At 68.8% G+C, this 18,094-nt stretch carries 15 protein-coding genes and 1 pseudogene; 10 read left to right on the top strand and 6 right to left on the bottom strand.

The window, feature by feature from the left end:
* From OS124_RS27530 to OS124_RS0115500, 4 genes are all read left to right on the top strand, one after another.
* Positions 1-889, top strand: an 889-nt coding sequence (locus OS124_RS27530) for a leucine-rich repeat domain-containing protein (protein ID WP_010140684.1), incomplete at its 5' end; no start/stop codon positions are given.
* A gap of 108 nt (positions 890-997) precedes the next feature.
* The gene (trxA, locus tag OS124_RS0115510; RefSeq protein WP_010140683.1) at positions 998-1,918 is read left to right on the top strand and encodes a thioredoxin; all 921 of its coding nucleotides are present in this window, start codon (positions 998-1,000) and stop codon (positions 1,916-1,918) included.
* 66 nt (positions 1,919-1,984) lie between these two features.
* Complete coding sequence (locus tag OS124_RS0115505; RefSeq protein ID WP_010140682.1) at positions 1,985-2,629, top strand: LON peptidase substrate-binding domain-containing protein; 645 nt, start codon at positions 1,985-1,987, stop codon at positions 2,627-2,629.
* Positions 2,626-2,835, top strand: coding sequence for a Trm112 family protein (locus tag OS124_RS0115500; RefSeq protein WP_010140681.1), 210 nt, complete (start codon positions 2,626-2,628; stop codon positions 2,833-2,835). Before OS124_RS0115505 ends, OS124_RS0115500 begins: the two co-directional genes overlap by 4 nt.
* A 210-nt stretch (positions 2,836-3,045) precedes the next feature.
* Here the strand turns inward: OS124_RS0115500 and OS124_RS24880 are convergent.
* A pseudogene (locus tag OS124_RS24880) lies at positions 3,046-4,261 on the bottom strand (FAD-dependent monooxygenase).
* A gap of 104 nt (positions 4,262-4,365) precedes the next feature.
* Here OS124_RS24880 and OS124_RS0115490 point away from each other — a divergent pair.
* The 4 genes from OS124_RS0115490 (at position 4,366) to OS124_RS0115475 (ending at position 11,031) form a co-directional block, all read left to right on the top strand.
* Entirely contained in the window at positions 4,366-5,700 is a 1,335-nt protein-coding gene (locus OS124_RS0115490) for an amidase (RefSeq protein WP_010140680.1), read from the top strand.
* 141 nt (positions 5,701-5,841) lie between these two features.
* The gene (locus OS124_RS0115485; protein ID WP_010140678.1) at positions 5,842-7,020 is read left to right on the top strand and encodes an aminotransferase class I/II-fold pyridoxal phosphate-dependent enzyme; all 1,179 of its coding nucleotides are present in this window, start codon (positions 5,842-5,844) and stop codon (positions 7,018-7,020) included.
* 15 nt (positions 7,021-7,035) lie between these two features.
* A complete protein-coding gene (locus OS124_RS0115480) occupies positions 7,036-10,299 on the top strand; it encodes a DNA translocase FtsK (RefSeq protein ID WP_010140677.1) in 3,264 nt (1,087 codons plus the stop codon).
* Positions 10,300-10,410: 111 nt separating this feature from the next.
* Entirely contained in the window at positions 10,411-11,031 is a 621-nt protein-coding gene (locus OS124_RS0115475; protein ID WP_010140676.1) for a LolA family protein, read from the top strand.
* Positions 11,032-11,049: 18 nt separating this feature from the next.
* On the opposite strand, the gene OS124_RS0115470 is transcribed toward OS124_RS0115475, so the two are convergent.
* Positions 11,050-11,631 (bottom strand): transglycosylase SLT domain-containing protein, encoded by a 582-nt coding sequence (locus OS124_RS0115470; RefSeq protein WP_010140675.1) that lies wholly within the window; start codon positions 11,629-11,631, stop codon positions 11,050-11,052.
* A 99-nt stretch (positions 11,632-11,730) separates the two neighbouring features.
* Positions 11,731-12,612 carry an AEC family transporter gene (locus OS124_RS0115465; RefSeq protein ID WP_010140674.1) on the bottom strand — a complete coding sequence of 294 codons (882 nt, stop codon included), beginning with the start codon at positions 12,610-12,612 and terminating at the stop codon, positions 11,731-11,733.
* A gap of 84 nt (positions 12,613-12,696) precedes the next feature.
* Between OS124_RS0115465 and hspQ the strand changes: the two genes are divergently transcribed.
* Entirely contained in the window at positions 12,697-13,023 is a 327-nt protein-coding gene (gene hspQ / locus OS124_RS0115460; RefSeq protein ID WP_010140673.1) for a heat shock protein HspQ, read from the top strand.
* 167 nt (positions 13,024-13,190) lie between these two features.
* Here hspQ and OS124_RS0115455 read toward each other — a convergent pair whose 3' ends face one another.
* The 3 genes from OS124_RS0115455 to OS124_RS0115445 all read right to left on the bottom strand — a co-directional run bounded on the left by OS124_RS0115455 (position 13,191) and on the right by OS124_RS0115445 (position 16,756).
* A complete protein-coding gene (locus tag OS124_RS0115455) occupies positions 13,191-14,771 on the bottom strand; it encodes a gamma-glutamyltransferase family protein (RefSeq protein WP_010140672.1) in 1,581 nt (526 codons plus the stop codon).
* 1,171 nt (positions 14,772-15,942) lie between these two features.
* Positions 15,943-16,428, bottom strand: a complete 486-nt coding sequence (locus tag OS124_RS0115450) for an ATP-binding protein (protein WP_010140671.1) — start codon at positions 16,426-16,428, stop codon at positions 15,943-15,945.
* Positions 16,418-16,756 carry an STAS domain-containing protein gene (locus tag OS124_RS0115445; RefSeq protein ID WP_010140670.1) on the bottom strand — a complete coding sequence of 113 codons (339 nt, stop codon included), beginning with the start codon at positions 16,754-16,756 and terminating at the stop codon, positions 16,418-16,420. The genes OS124_RS0115450 and OS124_RS0115445 overlap by 11 nt, the downstream gene beginning before the upstream one ends.
* Before the next feature lie 91 nt (positions 16,757-16,847).
* Here OS124_RS0115445 and OS124_RS0115440 point away from each other — a divergent pair, with 91 nt between their 5' ends.
* Positions 16,848-18,020, top strand: a complete 1,173-nt coding sequence (locus OS124_RS0115440) for a thiolase family protein (protein WP_010140669.1) — start codon at positions 16,848-16,850, stop codon at positions 18,018-18,020.
* The last annotated feature ends 74 nt before the right edge of the window (positions 18,021-18,094 follow it).

Below are 18,094 nucleotides of genomic sequence, written 5' to 3'. Positions count from 1 at the left end.
CATGACCGATGCCGCCGGAACCGATGCCCGCACTGCCTACGAGATCGCCGAGGCGATGATCGACGCTGCGCGGGTCTGTCACGGCACCCTGCTGGAATTCGACGACGACGAGATGCTGGCCCTGGCCGAGCTGCCGCCGGGCATCGCCGACCTGCCCTACCTGCGCGGGCTGCATCTCTGGGGCACCTCGGTGTCGGACCTCTCGCCGCTCAGGAACCTGCCCCGGCTGGAAGAGCTTCGCTTCGGCAGCACCGCCGTCACCGACCTGTCGCCGCTGGCCGGGCTGCCGGCGCTGAAACGGGTCTCGTTCCCCGAAACCGAGGTGGCCGACCTGTCGCCGCTGGCAGGGCTTTCCGGGCTGACCTCGCTGAATGCGCTTTCGACGCCGGTGGCGGACCTGTCTCCGCTGGCGGGGCTGTCGCGGCTCGAGATGCTGGAGCTGTCGCGCACGCCGGTGCGGGACCTGTCGCCGCTGGCCGGGCTCACGGGGCTCTGCCATCTCTGGCTCAACGATACCGGCGTCCGCGACCTGACGCCCCTGGCGGGGCTGCCCGGGCTGGAGTTCCTCGCGCTCGAGGGCAGCGCGGTCGAGGATCTGGCCCCGCTGGCCGGGATCACCGCCCTGCAGCGGCTCTGGTTGCAGGATTGCCGGGTCCGCGACCTCGGGCCGCTCGGGGGGTTGTCGCGGCTGGAATACCTGCGGATTGAGCGCACGCCGGTCATCGACCTCGCGCCGGTCGCCGGGCTGCGCAGCCTGCGCAACCAGGACATGGGCCTGACCTTCGCCGACAGCGCCGCCGCCCGCCGCGATCCCCTGCTGGCCCGGATTGCCGGGCTGGAGAATGGCGCGGAGCGCTTCGACAGGCTGGCGCAGCACCTCGCGGGATGAGGGCGGCCCGGCCTGCGACCTTGGCGGGGGCCGCTGCGCCGCAGGCGGCTTGGAAAACCGCCCGCGAGGGTCCATATAGGCGCAGAGATTTGCACAAGGAGTTCCGCCATGATCGAGCTTGGAACCGGCCAGAGCCAGACCGCCCCCGCCACCGGTGAGCACGTCAAGGACGTGACCGAGGCGACCTTCATGCAGGACGTGGTCGAGGCCAGCCAGGAGGTGCCGGTCATCGTCGATTTCTGGGCCCCCTGGTGCGGCCCCTGCAAGACGCTTGGCCCGGCACTGGAATCCGCGGTGAACGCCGCCGGCGGCAAGGTCAAGATGGCCAAGGTCAACGTCGACGAGAACCAGATGATCGCCGGCCAGATGCGCGTCCAGTCGATCCCGACGGTCTATGCCTTCTTCCAGGGCCAGCCGGTGGATGGCTTCCAGGGCGCCCTGCCGCCCTCCGAGGTGCAGGCTTTCGTCGACAAGCTGGCCGCGATGGCCCCCGATGCCGACGGTGGCCTGGCCGAGGCCGTCGCCGCCGCCGAAGAGATGCTGGCCGCGGGCGCTGCCGCCGACGCCGCCCAGACCTTTGCCGCGATCCTGCAGGAAGATCCGCAGAACGCCCCGGCCTACGGCGGGCTGGTGCGCGCCTACCTGGCGCTGGATGACCTGGACCAGGCCGAGGCGATCCTCAACGGTGCCCCGGCCGAGATTTCCGGCGCCGCCGAGCTGGAAGCGGCCCATGCCCAGCTGGAACTGGCCCGCCAGGCCGCCGATGCCGGCCCCGTGGCCGAGCTTTCGGCGCAGGTCGAGGCCGATCCCGCCAACCTTCAGGCCCGCTTCGACCTGGCCCAGGCGCTCTATGCCTCCGGCCAGGCCCAGGAGGCCGTGGACCATCTGCTGGAGCTGTTCCGCCGCGACCGCGAGTGGAACGAGGGCGCCGCCAAGCAGCAGCTCTTCACCATCTTCGATGCGCTGAAGCCGCAGGATCCGGTGGTGCTGAACGGCCGCCGCCGGCTGTCCTCGATGATCTTCGCCTGACGCGGCTGGCCCGGAATTTGCGCGGCGGGTCTTTCCCGTGGCGCAATGCGGCCTAAGCTCCTGCAGATGATGAAGCCCGCTGATCTTCCCGGGGTGATCCCCGTCTTTCCGCTGCCGGGTGCGCTGCTGCTGCCGCGGGCGCGCCTGCCGCTGCACCTGTTCGAGCCGCGCTACCTGGCGATGTTCGAGGATTGCCTGAAGACGCCGCACCGGCTGATCGGGATGATCCAGCCCAGCGACATGCCGGGCAGCCACGACCACGGGCTGCACCGCATCGGCTGCGCCGGCCGCGTGACGCAGTTCTCGGAGACCGAGGACGGGCGCTACATGATCACCCTGACCGGCATCTCGCGCTATCGCATCGCGGATGAGGTCGAGGGCTTCACTCCCTACCGCCGCTGCCGGGTCGACTGGACCGGCTTCGAGCCCGACCTGGCCCCCAGCGATGAGGATCCCGGCTTCCGCCGTGCGCCCTTCATGGAGTTGCTGGGCCGCTATTTCGAGCAGCAGGGTCTCTCGACGGACTGGGAGACGCTGCAGGATGCCGATGACGAGCTGCTGATCAACTCGCTGTCGATGCTGCTGAATTTCACCCTCGACGAGAAACAGGCGCTGCTTGAGGCGCCATCGCTGACGACCCGTCGCGAAACGCTGGTGACGCTGCTGGAATATGCGCTGCGCGGCGGAGACGGGCAGGAGTTGCTGCAATGAGCGATACCCCCACCTCCACTTCGACCCCCGCCGCGCCGGCCTTCGACCGTCGGATGCTCGAAGCGCTGGTCTGCCCACGCACGCACGGAACGCTGCGCTATGACGCCGAGCGGCAGGAGCTGATCTCGGAGAACGCCGGGCTGGCCTATCCGATCCGCGCCGGCATCCCGGTGATGCTGGTCGACGAGGCTCGGGTGCTGGACTGACCGCGGGCCGGGGTGTCGCCCCGTTCCGGGGCAAAGCCTCCGGCAGCAGTGTCTATGGACATCTGAGAGGGGCAGGGGCCGCGGCGCCTGTCCCGGGGACGTCCCTTGTCGTCGGGAGCGGGAGCGGTGGATTGCCATCCACCCTACGCTTGTGGCGGCGGGCTGAGCGTTGCGTTCGCGTAGGGTGGATGGCAATCCACCTTTCCTGACCTAGCGCATCAGCTCGGGCAGGTCCCCGGTCAGGCCGGCGGCCTCGCGGATGAAGGTCCGGCGCAGGCCGGGCAGGCGGTTGACCAGGCCGAGGCCCAGGTCACGCGTGGCACGCAGCAGTGGATTGTCGTTCGAGAACAGCTTGTTGGTCATGTCCGTCGCCAGCGCCAGCGTGCCGGTGTCGAAGCGGCGCCACTCCTGGTAGCGGTGCAGCACGTCCAGCGCGCCGATGTCCTCTCCATGGGCGCGCGCCTCCCGCAGCACCTGCGCCAGGGCGGCGACGTCGCGCAGGCCGGCGTTCAGCCCCTGTCCTGCGATCGGGTGCATGCCATGCGCCGCATCCCCAACCACGCGCCAGCCGCCAGTCCGAGAACCGCTCGCAGATCGACAGGCCGAGGGGATAGGTGAAGCGCGCGCCTTCCAGCGTGATCTCTCCCAGGAAATCGCCGAAGCGGGGGCGTAGGGCGGCTAGGTAGTCGCCGTCGGGCAGGGCGTTGATCGCCTGGGCGGTAGCGTCGCGCTCGCTCCAGACGATGGACGAACGGTTGCCGGGCAGGGGCAGGATCGCCAGCGGGCCCGGCGGCATGAAGAACTGATGCGCGACGCCCTCGTGGGGCTTCTCATGGGCGATGGCGCAGACCAGCGCGGTCTGGCCGTAGCCCCAGCCGTGACGACGGATCCCGGCCCGCGCAGCGGTGCCGGACCGCTTGCCGTCGCAGCCCACCACCAGCCTGCCGTGCAGCACCTCGCCCGAAGCGAGGGTGACCGAGGCCCCTTCGGGGCCGCACTGCTGCGCCACCACCTGCGCCTCGTTGATCACCGTGACCTGCGGCGCCGCCTCGACCGCCTCCAGCAGGGCGCGGCGCAGGTAGCGGTCCTCGACCATGTGGCCCATCGGGCCTTCCTCGATCTCGGCGTGGTCGAAATGCAGGAAGAAGGGCGAGGGGCCCTCTCCGGCGCGCCCGTCGCTGACCTTGATGTCGAGCATCGGCTGGCTGTTGTCCGCGACCGCGTCCCAGACGCTGATGGCTCGCAGCAGCCGGACAGAGGCAAGCGCCAGCGCATAGGCGCGGCCATCGAACCTGGCACCCTCCAGCTCGGCCCGGGGCAGGGCGTCGATGACGGTGCTGCTCAGCCCGGCACGCGCCGCCGCAAGGGCCAGCGCGGGGCCGTTCAGCCCGCCGCCGACGATGAGAAGATCGCTTTGCTCGCTCATGGCACTGCCTTTCGTCTATGTCCCCAGATATGCGCCCGCGACCGGGATTGTCCATGCGCCCCGCTGCCGCTACCGTCGCCACGACACCGAAACGGAGAGGCGCGATGCAGGACTGGCTTTGGATGGAGGCGGCAGAGCTGGGCGCCGGAATCGGCCGCGGCGAGATCGACCCGGTGGCCCTGGCCGAGACCTACCTGGCTGCCATCGCGGCCCATGAGGCCGGCGCCCGCATCTATGCCCGCACCACGCCCGAGCGTGCCCTGGCCGAGGCCGCCGCCGCCGGCGAACGCGCCCGGCTGGGCATCCGCCTGCATCCCCTGGACGGGGTGCCGATCTCGTGGAAGGACCTGTTCGATTCGGCGGGCGTGGCGACCGAGGCCGGATCCGCCCTGCTGGAGGGCCGGGTGCCGGAAGAGGACGCCCGCGTGCTGCGCAACGCCAGCCAGGCCGGGCTGGTCTGCCTCGGCAAGACCCATATGACCGAACTGGCCTTTTCCGGTATCGGCCTCAACCCGGTGACGGCGACGCCGCCCAATGTGAACCATCCCGACTGGGTGCCGGGCGGCTCGTCCTCGGGCGCGGCCTCGTCGGTGGCGCATGGGCTGGCGGCCATCGGCATCGGCTCGGACACCGGCGGGTCGGTGCGCATCCCGGCGGCCTGGAACGACCTGGTGGGCTTCAAGACCACCTCCGGGCGGATCAGCCTTGAGGGCGTCGTGCCGCTGGCCAAGCGCTTCGATACGGTCGGGCCCATCGGGCGCTCGGTCCGGGACTGCGTGCTGATGCTCTCGGCGCTGGAGGGCAGGCCCGCCCCGGACCTGCGCGGCGCCAGCCTGAAGGGCGCGCGCCTGGCGATGATGGAAAGCCACGTCCTTGACGATATTCGCCCCGAGCCCCTGGCCGCCTACCGTCGCGCCGTCGAGGTGCTGCGTGATGCGGGCGCCGAGGTGGTCGAGGTCCGTTCGCCCGAATACGACCGTGCGGCAGGTCTGACGAAATCCCTCATTGCGCCAGAGGCTTACGGGATCTGGAAGGACGTCATCGAGGCCGCGCCCGAGAAGATGTTCCCCGAGATCCTCGAACGCTTCCGGGGCGGCGGGCAGGTGCTGGCCGCCGACTATGTCGCCGCCTGGGAGGCGCTGGAGCAGGCGCGGGCCGAATGGCATGCCCGGATGGCGGGCTTTGACGCGGTGCTGGCGCCCAGCTCGGCGATCCTGCCGCCGGTGGCCTCGCGGATGCTGGCCGATCACGACTACTACGTCACCGAGAACCTGCTGGCCCTGCGCAACACCCGCGTCGGCAACCTGATGGGCCTGCCTGCCGTGACCCTGCCGGCCGGGGCGCCTTCCTGCGGGATCATGCTCATGGGGAAACCCTTCGCCGAAGAGGCCCTGGCGCGTGTCTCGGCAGCCGCCGAGGCCGCCCTGCGCGCCGCCTGACCGGAAAATCCCGTGGAAACACGGGGTTTCGATGCAACAGACCTGTTGCCCTGCCGCAAGAGCGCTGGACGGCGCGCGCAGCTATGGGTTACCTTTCCATCAAAACGGGGCGTTACGACCCCGAGCCAGAGGCAGTTTCAAATGTTTCCAGAGCGGTTTTCGAACCTTCCGGAATATGCGTTCCCGCGCCTGCGGACGTTGCTCGACCATCATGCGCCGGGCGGTGAGGTGACGCATATGACCATCGGAGAGCCCCGACACCCCTTCCCGGAGTGGGTGGGCCAGGTGCTGTCCGACAATGTGGCCGGCCTGGCCAAGTATCCGCCCAATGACGGCACGCCAGAGCTGCGTGGCGCGATCTCCGACTGGATCGCCCGGCGCTACGGCGTTGCCATGGATCCCGAAACCCAGGTGATGACGGTCAACGGATCGCGCGAGGGGCTCTACAACGCCGGGATGGCGCTGGTGCCCGAGACCAAGAACGGCGCACAGCCGGTGGTGTTGATTCCCAACCCCTTCTACCAGGTCTATGCGGTCTCGGCCGTCTCGGTCGGCGCCGAGCCGGTCTTCGTGACCGCCACCGATGCGACCGGCCATCTGCCCGACTACGCCGCCCTGCCCGAGGCGGTGCTGAACCGCACGGCGGCGGTCTACATCTGCTCTCCGGCCAACCCGCAGGGGGCCGTGGCCTCTGCCGCCTACTGGCGCGAGCTGCTGGCGCTGGCCGAGAAGTGGGATTTCCGCATCTTCGCCGACGAATGCTATTCCGAAATCTGGCGCGACAGCGCGCCCGTGGGTGCCCTTGAGATCGCGCAGGAGATGGGCGCCGACCCCGAGCGGGTGGTGATCTTCCAGTCGCTGTCCAAGCGCTCGAACCTGCCCGGGCTGCGCTCGGGTTTCGTGGCGGGCGGCCCCCGGTCGATGCGCCACCTGCGCCAGCTGCGCGCCTATTCCGGCGCCCCCCTGCCGCTGCCGATCCAGAAGGTCAGCGAAAAGGTCTGGGCCGACGAGGCCCATGTGGTCGAGAACCGCGCGCTCTATCAGCAGAAGTACCTGGCCGCCGACCAGGTGATGGGCGGCGTGCCCGGCTACAAGGGCCCCGAGGCGGGCTTCTTCCTGTGGCTGCCGGTCGAGGACGGCGAGGCGGCGGCGCTGAAGCTCTGGACCGAAACCGGGGTGCGGGTGCTGCCGGGCGCCTATCTCAGCCGCGACACCGCGGCGGGGAACCCCGGCCGGGGCTACATCCGGGTCGCCATGGTGGCGGCGCGGGACGAGATGGTGACGGGGCTGGAAAAGCTGCGCGCCTGCCTGTGGGACTGACGAGGAGCGAAGAGAATGGCCTACCAGACGAAACGAGACCCCCTCTTCGATCGCGCCATGCAGGAAGCGCTGGAAAAACGCGGCAAAGAGCTGATCGGCCTGTTGCTTCTGGGGTTCGGCCTGATGCTGGCGGCGGTGCTCTACAGCTACGATCCGCAGGATCCCTCGTGGCTTTCGGCCTCGGATGCGCCGGTGCGCAACTGGCTGGGGCTGTTCGGGGCCTCGATCTCGGCGCCGATCATCATGGTGATCGGCATCGGAGGCTGGGCCATCGCGGTGCTTTCGGTGATCTGGGGTCTGCGCTTCGGTCTGCACCTGGCCGATGAGGCCCCGGTGGGCCGGCTGGTCTTTGCGCCGGTCTTCGTGGTGCTGATGTCGGTCTACGGCGGTGCGCTGAACACCTCGGAAAACTGGCCGCATGCCTTCGGGCTGGGCGGTCTCTTCGGGGATACGGTGCTGGGTGCGCTGATCGGGATCTCTCCGCTTTCGGTGGCGGGGTCGCTGAAGGTGGCGGCGCTGGTGCTGGGGCCTGCCATGGTGGCGCTTGGTCTCTTCGTCGCCGGGATCACCTGGGTCGAGATGCGCCTGGCCTTCCGCTGGCTGCTGATCGCCATCGTGCTGACCTATGCCTTCCTCGCGAAACTGCTGGGCCGTGGGGCCGTCGGGGCCGTTTCGGTCGCCGGACAGGCCACCCGCAGCGCCGGCGAGAACCTGCGCGCCCGTGCCGAGCGCCGCCGTGCCGCCCGCGTCGAACCCATGGCCGCGCGCAATCATTCGGCCTACATCCATCCCGCCCATGCCCAGACCCACGCCCAGCCCCAGGACACCTGGCAGGACGACCCCTGGGTCGAGGCCGACGACGAGCCGCTTTACTACGACGAGCCCGTCGAGCGGGAGGAAAAGCCGCGCCTTCTGGGCCGCCTGCCCGGGCTGATCCGCCGCCCCGAGCCCCAGCCCCAGAGCTGGGACGAGTTGGACGACGACGAGGTGCTGATGGCGCTCGGCGAGGAAGACCTGCCGCAGGACGACCGAATCCGCGCCAAGATCGCCGACGTGGTCCGCTCGCGCGCCTCGCGCAGCGCCCCGCCGCCGCTCGAGCAGGAGGTGGAAGAAGTGCCGCTGACCGCGATCCAGGCCGCGGCCCGGCGCGCCAAGCGCCGCAGCCCGATTCCGCTGATCTTCAAGGGCAACCGGCAAGAGCCGCCGCTGGCCGCCATGGACGAGCGCGGCCTGCCGCCCGAACCCCCGCTGACCGCCCCGGCCGAGCGTCGCCCGCGCCTCGGCGGTGCCGACCCGCGCCATGCCGGCCTAGCCTATCCCGATGATCCCGCGCCCATGGCCGCCGCCTACAGCCCCGAGGCGGACCTGCCGCAGGGCGATCACCCGCGCCAGGACACACGTTATGACACGGGCTACGAGATGCCTTCGCCCGAACTGGTCGACCCGGCCCAGTTGCGCGTCGAACGTGGCATCCCCTCGATACCCCCGGCCCCCGAATTCGCGGCCGGCTACGACCTCGACGACGACGCTTCGGGCGATGACAACATGTTCCGCGATGACGAGGACGATCACTACGACTTCGGCGCGCCCGAGCCGCTGCCCGGTGCCGGACCGCGCAGCATGGGCTTCGGCGGCGAGGGCGTGAAGCTCCCCGTGGCCGAGGAGCGCAAGGTCGTGCAGCACAGCGCCCGCAAGCCGGTGCAGCCCTCGGCCCGCGCCCAGGCCGAGGCCCAGCCCCGGCTGGCCTTCGATCCCAAGGAGGCCGAGTACGAGCTGCCGCCGCTGTCGCTGCTGACCTCGCCCGAAACCATCCAGCGCCACCACCTCTCGGACGAGGCGCTGGAACAGAACGCCCGGATGCTCGAGAATGTGCTGGACGACTACGGCGTCAAGGGCGAGATCGTAAGCGTCCGCCCGGGCCCCGTCGTCACCATGTACGAGCTGGAGCCGGCGCCGGGCCTCAAGGCCTCCCGCGTGATTGGCCTGGCCGACGATATCGCGCGCTCGATGTCGGCACTTTCGGCACGGGTGTCCACCGTTCCCGGACGCTCGGTCATCGGGATCGAACTGCCGAACGACAACCGCGAGATGGTGGTGCTGCGCGAACTGCTGGCGGCGCGTGATTTCGGCGACAGCCACATGAAGCTGCCGCTGGCGCTCGGCAAGGACATCGGCGGTGAGCCGGTGATTGCCAACCTCGCCAAGATGCCGCACCTGCTGATCGCCGGTACGACGGGGTCGGGCAAGTCGGTGGCGATCAACACGATGATCCTGTCGCTGCTCTACCGCCTGACGCCGGAAGACTGCCGCCTGATCATGATCGACCCGAAGATGCTGGAACTGTCGGTCTACGACGGCATCCCGCACCTGCTGAGCCCCGTGGTCACCGACCCGAAGAAGGCCGTGGTGGCCCTGAAGTGGGTCGTGCAGGAGATGGAAGAGCGCTACCGCAAGATGTCCAAGATGGGTGTCCGCAACATCGACGGCTACAATGGCCGCGTAGCGGATGCTCTGAAGAAGGGCGAGATGTTCTCGCGCACCGTGCAGACGGGCTTCGACGAGGACACTGGCGACCCGATCTTCGAGACCGAAGAGATCCAGCCCGAGAAGATGCCCTATATCGTCGTCATCGTCGACGAGATGGCCGACCTGATGATGGTCGCGGGCAAGGAAATCGAGGCCTGCATCCAGCGCCTGGCGCAGATGGCGCGGGCCTCCGGCATCCACCTGATCATGGCCACGCAGCGGCCCTCGGTCGACGTGATCACCGGCACGATCAAGGCCAACTTCCCGACGCGGATCTCCTTCCAGGTGACCTCGAAGATCGACAGCCGCACCATCCTGGGCGAAATGGGCGCCGAGCAGCTTCTGGGCATGGGCGACATGCTCTACATGGCCGGCGGCGCCAAAATCACCCGTTGCCACGGCCCCTTCGTCTCGGATGAAGAGGTCGAAGAGGTGGTCTCCAACCTCAAGGCCTATGGTCCGCCCTCCTACATTGGCGGCGTGGTCGAAGGGCCCGATGACGAGAAGTCGGCCGATATCGACGCGGTGCTCGGCCTCAACACCGGCGGCAACACCACGGGAGAAGATGCGCTCTATGACCAGGCGGTCGCCATCGTGATCAAGGACCGCAAGTGCTCGACCTCCTACATCCAGCGCAAGCTGGCCATCGGCTACAACAAGGCCGCCCGGCTGGTCGAGCAGATGGAGGAAGAGGGCGTGGTCAGCGGTGCCAACCATGTCGGCAAGCGCGAAGTGCTGGTGCCCGAACAATAAGAGGGGGCGCTGCCCCCTTCCTCCGGCGCTCTCGTGCCGATGGCGGAACGGTGATGGCCCGGCGCGCGTTTGATGCTGGAACCGTATCCAGCCGGAGCTTACATCTAGGACATGAAAACGCTGACACGCCTGCTGGCGCCCGCCGCCCTTCTCTTTGCCAGCCTGCTGCCCGCAGGCGCGGCGCCGATCCCGCTCGATGCGATCTCGGGCTACATGAACGGCATGCGTACCGCCGAGAGCAAGTTCACCCAGGTCAACGCCGATGGGACGATCTCGACCGGCACGCTCTACATCAAGCGGCCGGGGCGGATGCGGTTCGAATATGACCCGCCCGAGCAGGCGCTGGTCATCGCCGGCGGCGGTGCGGTCGGCATTTTCGATCCGAAGTCCAACGGAGGCCCCGAGACCTATGGCCTCGACCGTACACCGCTGAAGCTGATCCTGGATGACAAGATGGACCTCGCCCGTGCCAACATGGTCACCGACCACCGCGAGGAGGGCCCCTCGACCGTGCTGCGGGCCCAGGACCCCGAACACCCGGAATACGGCCATATCGAGCTTGTCTTCACCGGCGGCGACGGGGCGCCGGTCGAGTTGCGTCAGTGGGTGGTGACGGATGAGGCCGGCACCCAGACCACGGTGATCCTGGGCGACCTGAAGGTCGGCGGGCAACTGGGCGATTCGATGTTCTCGCTGCGCCGCGAGACGCAGCGGCGGACCGGCGGGAACTGATCCCGCCGGACAGGCGCGTCAGAGGCAGAAGGGCAGCTGGGTCGCATAGAGCTCCGAGCGGACCGCGACCCGTTGCGACACCGAGATCAGCCAGGACTTGGACAGGTAGGAGCCGCGGGCATAGCCGGCGCGGCCCTCGTGGTAGGCCAGGTACTGGGACCGCGCGTCAGACAGCGGGATGCCCAGGCGCAGGGTCGACTCGGCCATGTACCAGCCCATGAAGTCGGTCGCGTCGTCGATATCGGTGCGCCTTGCGCGCCGGTTGCCGGTCTTCTGCTGGTATTCCTCCCAGGTGCCGTCCAGTGCCTGGCTGTAGCCGGTCGCCGAGCTCTGACGACCCATCGGGATGATCCCCAGGGCAAAGCGGTGCGGCGTCCGGGCGTTGCCGATGAACTTGCTCTCCTGGTGCATCACGGCCATCTGCACATGTACCGGGACACCCCAGCGACGTTCCGCCTTCTTGAAGGCGCGGGCGAAATGCGGCCGCTGGTCCAGGATGGAACAGGCGTTGTCCAGGTTGCGCGGGGCTGTCGTGTCTCGTCCGCCGCCACAGGACGCGACGATGAGCACGATGAGAATCGCGGAAAGCTTCTTGATCATCTGCCTCTCGAAGTCTGCTCTTGTTGTATTTTTCCGAGATTCTACACGAAAGGCAGCGCTGACGGAACCTTCAAAGCCGTGATCGGCGGCGGTGGCAGGTCACAGCAGGAGGGCCAGCAGCAGGGGCAGCATCAGCACCGACAGCAGGGTCGAGACGACGACAAGGCCGGCCACCGCATCGGCATCGGCGCCGTATTTCACCGCCAGCAGGTAGGAGGTCACCGCAACCGGTGTCGAGACCTGCAGCACCAGCACCGCGAAGGCCACATCGTCGAGGCCGAACAGCCGGCCGGTGATCCAGGCGATGCCGACGCAGAGCACGATCTTCAGCACCGACAGCACCGAGGCCAGCCGGATCGAGCCCGGCCGCAGCCGCGCCACGGCAACGCCGAGGGTGATCAGCATCAGCGGGATCGCCATCTGGCCAGTCAGCTCCAGCGTGTTGGTCAGGAAGACCGGCGTGTGCCAGCCCTGGCTCAGGAAGATGCCGCCGAGGATGGTGGCCCAGAGCAGCGGCTCCTTCAGGGCGCGCACCACCGAGCCGCCGCCCGAGACCACCCAGATGCCGAAGGTGAAGCTCCAGAGCGCCATGACCGCGAAGACCACCACCGCGTAGCCCAACCCGGCCTCGCCGAAGGCAAAGAGCGCCAGTGGCAGGCCGAGGTTGCCGGTATTGCCGAAGATCAGCGGCGCCAGGTAGCTGCGCAGATCCAGTTTCGTCAGCCAGAGCACCAGCGCGGTGACCAGCGTCAGCACCGCATAGGCCGCGACCGAGGCCAGCGACAGTGCGGTCAGCGCCGCCGGGTCGATCTCGGTCTTCATCAGGGCGGTGAAGATCAGGCAGGGCACCGAGAGCGTCATCGCCATGCGGGTGACGAAATCAATCTGGTAGTCGAACCCCAGCCGGACCCAGGCAAAACCGATCGCCGCAAGAAGGAAGACCGGAGCGGTGATCTCCAGCACTGTCAGGACAAGGTTCACAGAGTGTTTCCCCTAATTTCGCGGTCTCGATTGGACATTGGGCGGGGATTGACGGTAGTAGGGGGCCTCATGACGTGCAAGACGATGCTGAAGACCAACGCGAAATATCATCTGGGCCAGGTTGTCCGTCACCGCAAACACCCGTTTCGCGGTGTAATTTTCGATGTCGACCCGGAATTCAGCAATACCGAGGAATGGTATGACGCGATTCCCGAAGATGCCCGTCCGATGCGTGACCAGCCCTTCTACCACCTGCTGGCCGAGAACGATCAGAGCTACTACGTGGCCTATGTCTCGGAGCAGAACCTAGAAGAGGACATGTCGGGAGAGCCGGTCGACCATCCCGACATCCCCGATCTCTTCGGCGCCTTCGAGGATGGTCACTATCAGCTTGAGTTCCAGCTGAACTGAGGCGGCATGCAGGGGCGCTGCCCCCGTCTCCTGCGGAGACTGCCCCGGAGTATTTTCACCCGTCGAATGGAGACAAGAGTCTCCTGGTCCATTCCGAGGCCAAAGATACTCCCGCCGGAGGCGGTCTCGGGCGGGAGCAGGGGCAGGTCTCTGCCAGGTCAGCGGTATCAGTAGCCCACGGCACAGCCGTCCTTGCGCGGATCCGAGCCGGCTTCCATCACGCCGGAGGCATGGATGCGGATCGCCTGGGCCCCTCCGATGGGGCCGTCGGGGGTGACGACCTCATGGCCCATGTCCTGCAGCTGTGCGGCGATCTCGGGGGCGTAGCCGCGTTCCAGTTGCAGCTTGCCCTCCTCGGGGAAGGCGCGGGGGGCGTCGATGGCCTCCTGGGGAGACAGCCCGTAGTCGCGCAGGTTGGTGACGAAGCGGGCGTGGCCCGCCGCCTGGTACTGGCCGCCCATGACGCCGAAGGGCAGGTTGGGTGCCCCGTCTTCCGCCAGCATCGCCGGAATGATCGTGTGCAGCGGCCGCTTGCGTGGGGCCAGGGTGTTGCCATGCCCCTCTTCCAGGGTGAACCCGCAGCCGCGATTGTGCAGCACCAGCCCGAACTTGTCGGTTCCGATGCCCGAGCCGAAGGCGTGGAAGACCGAGTAGATCAGCGAGACCGCCATCCGGTCGCGATCGACCACGGTGATATAGACCGTGTCGCGATGCGGCGCGCCCGACAGCTGGTCGGGTACGGCACTGGCGCGCGCGGGGTCGATCCGCGCCGCCAGTTCGGCGGCGAAGGACGGGTCGAGCAGCTTCTCGGCCCCGGCGGTGTCGGCATCGGCGATGAACCGGTTGCGGGCCGCGTAGGCCAGCTTTGCCGCCTCGGCCTCGATATGGGTGCGCGCGGCGCCGAAGGGATCCAGCGCGGCGAGGTCGAACTGCGCCAGGATGTTCAGCATCAGGATCGCCGTGGCGCCCTGGCCGTTCGGCGGATGCTCGTAGAGGGCGGCGCCCTTGTACTGCCCCTGGATCGGCTCGGTCCGCTCTCCGCGCGTGCTGGCGAAGTCCTCTGCGGTATGGCTGCCCCCGGCTGCGGCGAGGGCCGAGAGCATGTCTTCGGCCACCTCGCCCTCGTAGAAGGCGCGGGCGCCGTCGCGGGCGATGCGGCGCAGCACCTCGGCCTGGCCGGGCAGGGCAAGGCGCTGTCCCTCGACGGGGGCGCGGCCCGTCGGCATCAGGTGGCGGGCGGCATGGGCATCCAGCCGGCCCGCTGAGCGGGCAAAGTCGAAGGCGACGCGCGCATGGACCGGCACCCCGGCCTCGAAATAGGCGATCGCCGGGGCGAGGCTGTCGGCCAGGCCAAGCCGACCCCAGAGCGCGGACATCTCGTCGAAGGCGGCGACGGCGCCAGGCAGGGTGACCGCGCGCGCGTCACGATCGGGGATCGCGGTCAGGCCGGCCGCACGCATCGCCCTGGCATCGTCTGCGGCGCCGGCGGGGCTGCGGCCCGACCCGTTGTAGGACAGCACCCGGTCCTCGCCAGCGGGCTTGACCAGGGCGAAGCAGTCTCCGGCGAGGCCGCACATGGGCGGCTCGCACACGCCGAGGGCCACGGCCCCGGCGATGGCAGCATCCATGGCGTTGCCCCCGCGCTTCAGCAGGTCCAGCGCCACGTTGGCGGCAATCGGGTGAGAGGTGGCACAAAGGCCGTTGTCGGCCCAGACGGGAGACCGTCCGGGAAGGTGCAGATCGCGCATGTGTCCTCCTCTGGCGAGGGCGCGATGCTGCGAGGGAAACGGCCCCGGGTCAAGGGCTTGGGCGGTTTCTGATGCTGGAAGGCGGGAGTTGCTGGGTTGAAACCTCGACGCCACGCACTGGGTGGGGGCTGTAATACGCGGCGCCGAGGGAAGCCAGTGCAGCTACCCTTTCAGGATGCCGGTGGGTCATGGCGCCGGTGGGATGGCGGTGCGGCCATTTCGGGGCAATTCGCGAGAATGCGGCGAAAATGGTGCGCGGTGGCGGCGGTCACGCCCGTCGCGCCATGATTGGGCCGCTCTCGCCCGCTTTCCGCCGCGATCTGGGACGCCGGGAAAGCGATTCGCATTGCCGTGGCGAGGCGGCGGATCCCCGGGGGATGGCGATGATGTGGCAAGGCCCCACGCTGCCCGCCCGGGTCAGGCCGGGATCATGCGACAGCGCGCAGGCGCGGTGGGGAAGGAGCAGGGCGGTTCGAGCAAGCATGACAGGGGGACCCAAGGGCGTATCCCTTGGCAGTCCGTGGCCACGCGGCAGATTCCCCGGGGATGGCGATGATGTGGCAGGGGCAGGGCTGCCCATCTGGGGCAGGGCCGGGACAATGCGGCAGTGCGCAGGAGCGGTGGCCGAGGGGGAGGGGCGGTTCGGGCAAGCGTGTCCGGCGGACGCAGGGGCGGATACCGGTGCAGTCCGGGACCTGTGTCCACGGTGTTTGGTCAATGCTTCGGCCGACCCCTTCGGGCATCCCCGCTTGCGCAACCCGGAGTGGACCTGTGCATCGAGGGGACGAGTGCCCTTTCGGCGCAGGGCAAACAGCACACGCATGCAGGGCGAGACCGGCTGTCTTCGTCCCGACCTTTGACTGACCCCCGTTGCGCGCAAAGGTCGGCGCCTCGCCCATCCCATGCCGTCCTTGCAGGCTGCTCTGGCTTTGGCCGAGCTCCCTGCCATGCGGAACCTGGCCTTGTCCCGCTTGCCGCCCAGTCTGCGTGCCCCGCGCCGGCGTCCGACGCCACGCAATTGGGGGCGACCGCCCGGAGGCGCCGGGCTGACCGTCGCAAGCGCCATACCGGAGAGCCCGCACGACTGGCCTGAACGAAGGGCCTGTACGCCAAGCCACCGGGCGCGGACGATGGCCCGTCGACGATGCCTCCGTCGCGGTGCCGGGCGGGCTCAGTTCGCCTTGGGGGTTGCGTCGATATTGATGCGGAAGGTCAACTCGTTCATTTCGTCCAGGCGCCGGTATTGCACGTCGCGCGACAGGTCGCGGATCAGAAACCAGCCGAAACCGCCTTCGGGCAAATGTTCCCGCTGCTCCGGCAGGGGGGCAGGGGCCCCCATGGGCGGCGTATCCTTCGGCATCGGGCGGCCTTCGTCGCGGATGCGGAAATGCAGCCCGTCCGGCTGCGAGGCACATTCCAGGCTGATCCAGCCGCGTTCCTCAGCGCCATAGGCGTGTTCGACCACGTTGTTCAGGACTTCGGCCAGCACCAGCTCGACCGAGCCACGCTCTTCAATCTCCAGCTCCTGCAGGTCAGCGATGATGGTCTGCAGCGCCCGGCGCACCGAGAGTGGCGAGCTGGGGAAGGTCAGCCGGATGTCCTTGGTGTGCCGTTGCAGGGCCTGTTCCGGCAGGCCGGTTCCCGTGTCAGTGCGCATGGCCTGCCACCGCGCTGCCAAGGCTGTCGTGGATCGGAAAGACGGTATCCATCCGGGTCAGGCGGAACACCTTGTCGACATTGCTGTTCAGCGCCGCCAGCTCCAGCTTCTGGCCCTTCTCGAGCTGCTTCATCGCGGCGACGATGGCACCGAGGCCGCTGGAATCGATAAAGTCCACCCGCCCCAGATCGAGGATGATGCGCCCGCTGCGCCCCTCTGCGGCATCCCGCATGAGATCCTTGAAACGGATCGCCACGGCCGCATCGATCCGTGTGGCGTCGACCGAGATGATCGTCGCGCCCTTTTCGGTACGGATGGAAAGATGCATCGGAATGCCCTCTGGCCGCTCAATCTGGCGTCACGCTAGACGGCAAACCTTACCATTCGGTATGCATGGGCGCAGAGAGAGGGAGGATCCCATGCAGGAAGTCTACATCACCGGTGCGGCGCGCACCGCCATGGGCGGGTTCCAGGGCGCCCTGTCGCCGCTCACCGCCCCGCAGCTCGGCGGTGCCGCGATCCGCGCCGCGCTGGCCGGCGCCGGCCTGGACCGGGTCGACGAGCTGCTGATGGGCTGCGTCCTGCCTGCCGGCCAGGGCCAGGCGCCCGCCCGGCAGGCCGGTTTCGCCGGTGGCCTGGGGGAAGAGGTCCCCGCCACGACGCTCAACAAGATGTGCGGCTCGGGGATGAAGGCGGTGATGATGGGCTTCGACCAGATCGCCCTCGGCCATGCGGCGACCATGGTCACGGGCGGGATGGAGAGCATGTCCAACGCCCCCTACCTGCTGCCCGCCATGCGCGGCGGGGCCCGTTTGGGCCATGGGCAGACCATCGACCACATGTTCCTCGACGGGCTGGAGGATGTCTATGACAAGGGCCGCCTGATGGGTACCTTCGCCGAGGACTGCGCCGAGGCCTTCCAGTTCACCCGGCAGGCCCAGGACGACTACTCGCTGGCCTCGCTGGATCGCGCGCTGACGGCGCAGAAATCCGGCGCCTTCACCGCCGAGATCGCCCCGGTCGAGGTCACCACCCGCAAGGGCAGCACGGAGGTGGCGCAGGATGAACAGCCGCTGACGGCCCGGCCCGAGAAGATCCCGGCCCTGAAGCCTGCCTTCCGCGAGGGCGGCACGGTGACGGCAGCCAATGCCTCGTCGATCTCGGACGGGGCGGCGGCCCTGGTGCTGGCCGGGCGCGCCGCGACCCGGGCCCGCGACCTGCCGATCCGCGCCCGCATCGCCGGCCATGCCAGCCATGCCCAGGCCCCGAAGGACTTCCCGACCGCGCCGGTGCCCGCCGTGCGCAAGCTGCTGAAGAAGCTCGGCTGGAGCATCGAGGAGGTCGACCTCTGGGAGGTCAACGAGGCCTTCGCCGTGGTCCCCATGGCCTTCATGGCCGAGATGGGCGTGCCCCACGACCGGGTGAACGTGAACGGCGGCGCCTGCGCCCTTGGCCATCCCATAGGTGCCTCCGGCGCCCGGATCCTCGTCACCCTGCTGCATGCGCTCGAAGCCCGCGGGGCGAAGCGCGGCATCGCCGCCATCTGCATCGGCGGCGGCGAGGGCACGGCGGTCGCCATCGAGCGCCCCTGACATGAGGGGCGGCGCAGGCGAAGTCGCGCCCCGCCCCTTTCCCATCCGATGGCCTGAAATACTGTCGGGGGTGA

Origin of the sequence: Oceanicola sp. S124 (assembly GCF_000220565.1) — a bacterium.
Lineage (GTDB): Bacteria > Pseudomonadota > Alphaproteobacteria > Rhodobacterales > Rhodobacteraceae > Pseudooceanicola.
The sequence above is the reverse complement of the archived record's forward strand: the minus strand, read 5'-3'. Positions and strand labels throughout refer to the sequence as shown.